Annotated in this window: 6 protein-coding genes; 5 read left to right on the top strand and 1 reads right to left on the bottom strand. The window is 38.0% G+C overall.

Features of this window, described 5'->3' with window-relative positions; translation table 11 throughout:
• The 4 genes from HYD27_RS32300 to HYD27_RS31570 all read left to right on the top strand — a co-directional run.
• The coding region (locus HYD27_RS32300; protein ID WP_228745458.1) for an RHS repeat-associated core domain-containing protein at nucleotides 1-890 on the top strand (890 nt) is incomplete at its 5' end.
• Nucleotides 891-901: 11 nt separating this feature from the next.
• A complete protein-coding gene (locus HYD27_RS31580; protein ID WP_219221740.1) occupies nucleotides 902-1,411 on the top strand; it encodes a DUF2247 family protein in 510 nt (169 codons plus the stop codon).
• Between the two features lie 239 nt (nucleotides 1,412-1,650).
• Nucleotides 1,651-2,319, top strand: a complete 669-nt coding sequence (locus HYD27_RS31575; protein ID WP_219221739.1) for a helix-turn-helix domain-containing protein — start codon at nucleotides 1,651-1,653, stop codon at nucleotides 2,317-2,319.
• A gap of 114 nt (nucleotides 2,320-2,433) precedes the next feature.
• Nucleotides 2,434-3,342 (top strand): hypothetical protein, encoded by a 909-nt coding sequence (locus tag HYD27_RS31570; protein ID WP_219221738.1) that lies wholly within the window; start codon nucleotides 2,434-2,436, stop codon nucleotides 3,340-3,342.
• A 249-nt stretch (nucleotides 3,343-3,591) separates the two neighbouring features.
• On the opposite strand, the gene HYD27_RS31565 is transcribed toward HYD27_RS31570, so the two are convergent.
• Nucleotides 3,592-3,801, bottom strand: a complete 210-nt coding sequence (locus tag HYD27_RS31565; RefSeq protein WP_219221737.1) for a helix-turn-helix domain-containing protein — start codon at nucleotides 3,799-3,801, stop codon at nucleotides 3,592-3,594.
• Between the two features lie 183 nt (nucleotides 3,802-3,984).
• Between HYD27_RS31565 and HYD27_RS31560 the strand changes: the two genes are divergently transcribed.
• The coding region (locus HYD27_RS31560; RefSeq protein ID WP_219221736.1) for a recombinase family protein at nucleotides 3,985-4,384 on the top strand (400 nt) is incomplete at its 3' end.

Raw genomic sequence — 4,384 nt, 5'->3', positions numbered from 1 at the left:
ACGTGGTGCAGATTGTCAATACGGGCGGAGCCGTGGTTAACAACTACACTTATGACGAGTGGGGGAACATCACGAGCCAGGTGGAGGGCATCTCCAACTCCTTCAAGTACACCGGAGAAGTGTACGATGCCGAAACCGGGCTTTACTATCTGCGGGCACGGTATTATGATCCGGGTATGGGGAGGTTTCTCAATGAGGATACGTATGAAGGGCAGATTGATAATCCGCTGAGTTTGAATTTGTATACGTATGTAAGTAATAATCCGTTGATTTATAGTGATCCGACTGGACACTATACTGAGAGTCAAGTAGATTTGATGCTAACAACTGCTCGGATTGCTGGAAGTGGATCACAACTTTATTGGGACATTAGAAATGATCTGGGTGTAAATAAACCATTGATCTACTATGGTGAAAAACAAAAGAATCAGTGGTTGTATCTTTTTAATATGGCTACATCTTCTGAAAGTAGCGATGGACAAGCTTCATGGGCAAAGAGTCAATTAATGAAAGAATATGGCGAAGCACAATCTATAAACGATGCAGTTGTCGGTGCGGTTTTAGGTATGGTTGAAGCAGGCGGGAAAGCCTTAAGCCCAGTTGAAGCGGCAGGGAAAATAGTTACAGCAGAGCGTGTAGGTACTGCATTAATTAAATCAGATTCAGCACATCGAGCAGCTAGTTACTTGACTGAAAGAATATTAGCAATGGGTAAAACTTTCATAATCAAAGGTAATGATGGCGTTGAAAGGACATTACTACAAGTTAAAGGGGAATTGAACGGGAAATCAGGTATATATGAGTATATATTAGATCAAGAAGGAAAGGTTACACATCAAATATTTATTAATAATGGGAAAATTACTGGATACCCAAATCAAAGACCATGAAAGGGATAATAATGAATACTTTACAAATTATAATTCCATATAATTATATTATGAATCTTGTTAATCTAACGTGGAGCGATCTATACTTTGCTATTGAACAAGGGTATTTGAGCTCAGAGGCAGCAATTGAACATGCTATGCATGTCATTAGTAAGGAGCAAAATCCATCCCAAGATGTAATTGATTTAGCATGGATGAAAAAGGGAGAATACATTCTTCCATATGTCGAAAATCTTTCAGGATTAATCACTAAAGATAATAAAATTTCTCAAGAAAAGATGTTATATGTAGTATTGCAGTGGGTTTATGATAACAAAGAGCACTATGCAGATCCTTTTGAAGTAGTTGAATTTATTTATGATGACTTTGATTTTCCAGAGGAGATTTCTCCATTTGTTCGGTATAAGCCCTCAAATCAACCTGAACTTGATTCGATAGAACCATATGGAAAAATGTATAATAAATGGAAAGTATATTTGGAAACACAAAAAAAGAGATTCTCTGACAGAAAAAAGGGTTAATATAACAATTAAAATGAGAACCGGTAAAGTAGCGGAATCTTCTGAAATCGGTAATTTGAATATTTTAGAGGCTCGAAATAAGTATTTAAATTAATAGGAAAAAATTTAACCACCTGGGGAGTATTATCCCAGGTGGTTTATTTTCTGAGGATCTTTGCAAAATGGAATTGACGTATTGGGACGTCAATGGTATATTTATTCCAAGACGTACTGATACGTCATTATATCGGAGGGATAACATGATTGGTTTAGAATACATCGTAAAGCTATACAACGGAACGTATAAGAAATTAGCGGAGAAGCTGGAGATTACACCATCAACAGTCACAGACTGGCTGAGTAAGCGAAGACCCATTCCAAAAGCTAAACTAGAAGCCTTGTCAAAGCTATTCCATCTGGAAGCAGAATACTTTCAAAAAGAGTTATCGAAAATAGAAGAGATCGAGTTACGACTGGATTATCTAAATCGAATATCTAATCGTGATTCGTTTGAAATAATCGACTCCTTTACGGATGAAGATGGAAAAGAGCATGAATACACAAGGTCCATTGATCCTCATCAAGAAGAAAAACAGTGGATGTACGCTGAATTGAAGATGGAAAGAATTATTCTGATGCTTCAAGGTGCTCTATATGAAGAACTTTACGCTCGGGAAAATAAAGACAAGGTGTATGAGATATTGGAAAGAACTTCAAACCTGTTAAACGAATCTGTCCCCAATGATCTAGATGCTGAACAGCAGTCTCAATGGGAAAAAAAGCATGACAAGCGGATTGAAGCGATGCGTTCCATGATGTATTTCATGGGTGTCACTGGATTTATGGTGTGGGATGAAGAAGAGGAAAGTTTCCATAAGGAATTGTTCAAGCTACTGAAAAAGTATGATTTACTGTGGATGAAAGAGTAAAGGCAGAAGATATGAAGGGAGGTGGGTGCGATGTAGGTACATTGTCTTTTCTTATAACATAGCTAATTTGATCCAGAATATTAATCCATCCAGAATATAGAAAGAAGGAAATGAATGTTTGATACGGTAGTGATAAAAGCAAGACCAATTCATCTTGAAACAGAAGCATTGTTAAATATAGAGAAATGTAAGGCAGTTACATTTCTTAACAAGGAAACGGGTGTACTCCAAACAAGATATGAGATATACGATGAGGAATTGTCTTATATCAAGTATCTTGATGGTAGTCAAACATTGTCGATTCAAGTTTCCATACCCAAACTGCTGTATGGCAACAATGTAAACCAAATTACTGAGAATAATATCCCTAGCTTCTTTGAGCGCGTACAGAATCGCTTATATCAACTCTTTTCGATTCACATTCCACATTTGGAATGGTCGATAAGTCGAGCAGATATATGTTGGAATTTCCAAGTAGGAAAAAATGTTGGTGAGTATGTGCGAATGCTCAGTAAACAAAAGTTACCCTTTAAAAACACAAGAATCTACAATCAAGATCAAACGGTTGAATTTTACAATAAGAGCAGCAGAATTATCCTTTATGACAAACACCGCCAAATGCAAAAGGAGAAAGCTTCTACTGAACTTATCGAGCTGTCCAAAGGAATCCTACGGCTTGAAATTCGACCAAGTGATAGCGACATGAAGAAATTCTCAGCGACTAAAAATGCAGTTGAGTTGCTCAATAAGTCATTCTTTGAATATATGATAACTAAAGTGCTAAATGAAATTGAATATCCGTCATCAGTAAGTACAATGGACTTATCTTGGCTAATGGGAAACAGAGAGAACATATCCAAGATCGAAACTGTTCTTGGTTTCCAAATGTTGCAAAGCATTTTCGATGAGCCTGCATTAAGGCAGCTTTATACATCGTCTACGTATGCCAATCGCAAAAACTTGACAAAAAAAATAGCAATCCCCAAAGGGAACTGCCTAAGTCGCCTTGCTATAAATAGCTAGAATACACATCCTCACCGATGGACACGTTATTTTGCCGATAACGATAAAAAGTCCAATATGCTGGATGAAATAAAAATAACATAGTCTCTATTTTACGTGAATATACAGATAATTCAACCCCTGCCTCTGAAAAAAATTCACCATTACGATAGGAAAGGACCGGGGGTGGTTTACATCAAAAACCATGATTCTTGTTGAGGAATGGGGCTTAGCACATCCAGCGACCGACACGACTTACGTTTCAACACCCTATGCTTCCGTATCTTCAACAATCAGTTCATTGATAGAGATATCTAATGCTTCACATATCGCTTCCAGCGTTCGGATATAGACCCTGTCCACCGAATCAGAACAGAGATGGTTAATGGTCGCGTAGCGAATGTTCATTTGCATAGAGAGTTGACGTTGAGAAATCCCTTTCTCAGCGAGTATTTCTTTTAAGCGAATCTTTAATTTCATAGGAAAATAATCCTCCAACGTAAAACGTACTATATAACCGTACTATATCACATTGTGTCCAATCTAGCATTGATATATACGCTTAAAAGTACTATAATCTATATGTACTCTTAAGGGTATATATAGGGTGTTACACCAATTCTAATTCATGTAACGCTAAGGTTATATGGGGGAGGTAAACCTATGAATGTCATAGGCTATGTGCGTGTCAGTACACAAGGTCAGGTGAAGGATGGCTACAGCTTGTCCTACCAGCAGGATGAGATTCAGTCATACTGTGAGCAGCAGGGATGGCATCTGGATCACGTCTTTACAGACGAAGGAATCAGTGGAGCAAAAGTGGATGAGGAAGCCTTAGAGGTCGAACGAGAGGGCTTCCAAGACATGCTGACTTATGTATCGAGTCACAAGGTAGATTACGTTGTTGTCCTGAACACAAGCAGATTATGGAGAAGTGATATTGTCAAAGTCCTTGTCCATCGGGAACTGAAGAAACGTAATATCGACATTCGGAGTATTGAACAACCAACCTACAGCATTTTTAAGAAAGACCCGTCTGACTTCCTGATTAACGGTTTGATGG

The sequence above is a fragment of the Paenibacillus sp. S150 genome, from assembly GCF_019352175.1.
Taxonomy (GTDB): Bacteria; Bacillota; Bacilli; order Paenibacillales; family Paenibacillaceae; genus Paenibacillus_AQ.
The sequence above is the reverse complement of the archived record's forward strand: the minus strand, read 5'-3'. Positions and strand labels throughout refer to the sequence as shown.

What these genes read in the sequence shown, in the direction of transcription:
- HYD27_RS31570 (WP_219221738.1), top strand. Translation starts at nt 2,434, where the DNA reads ATGTTTGATACGGTAGTGATAAAAGCAAGACCAATTCATCTTGAAACA.
- HYD27_RS31575 (WP_219221739.1), top strand. Translation starts at nt 1,651, where the DNA reads ATGATTGGTTTAGAATACATCGTAAAGCTATACAACGGAACGTATAAG.
- HYD27_RS31580 (WP_219221740.1), top strand. Translation starts at nt 902, where the DNA reads ATGAATACTTTACAAATTATAATTCCATATAATTATATTATGAATCTT.
- HYD27_RS31565 (WP_219221737.1), bottom strand. Translation starts at nt 3,801, where the DNA reads ATGAAATTAAAGATTCGCTTAAAAGAAATACTCGCTGAGAAAGGGATT.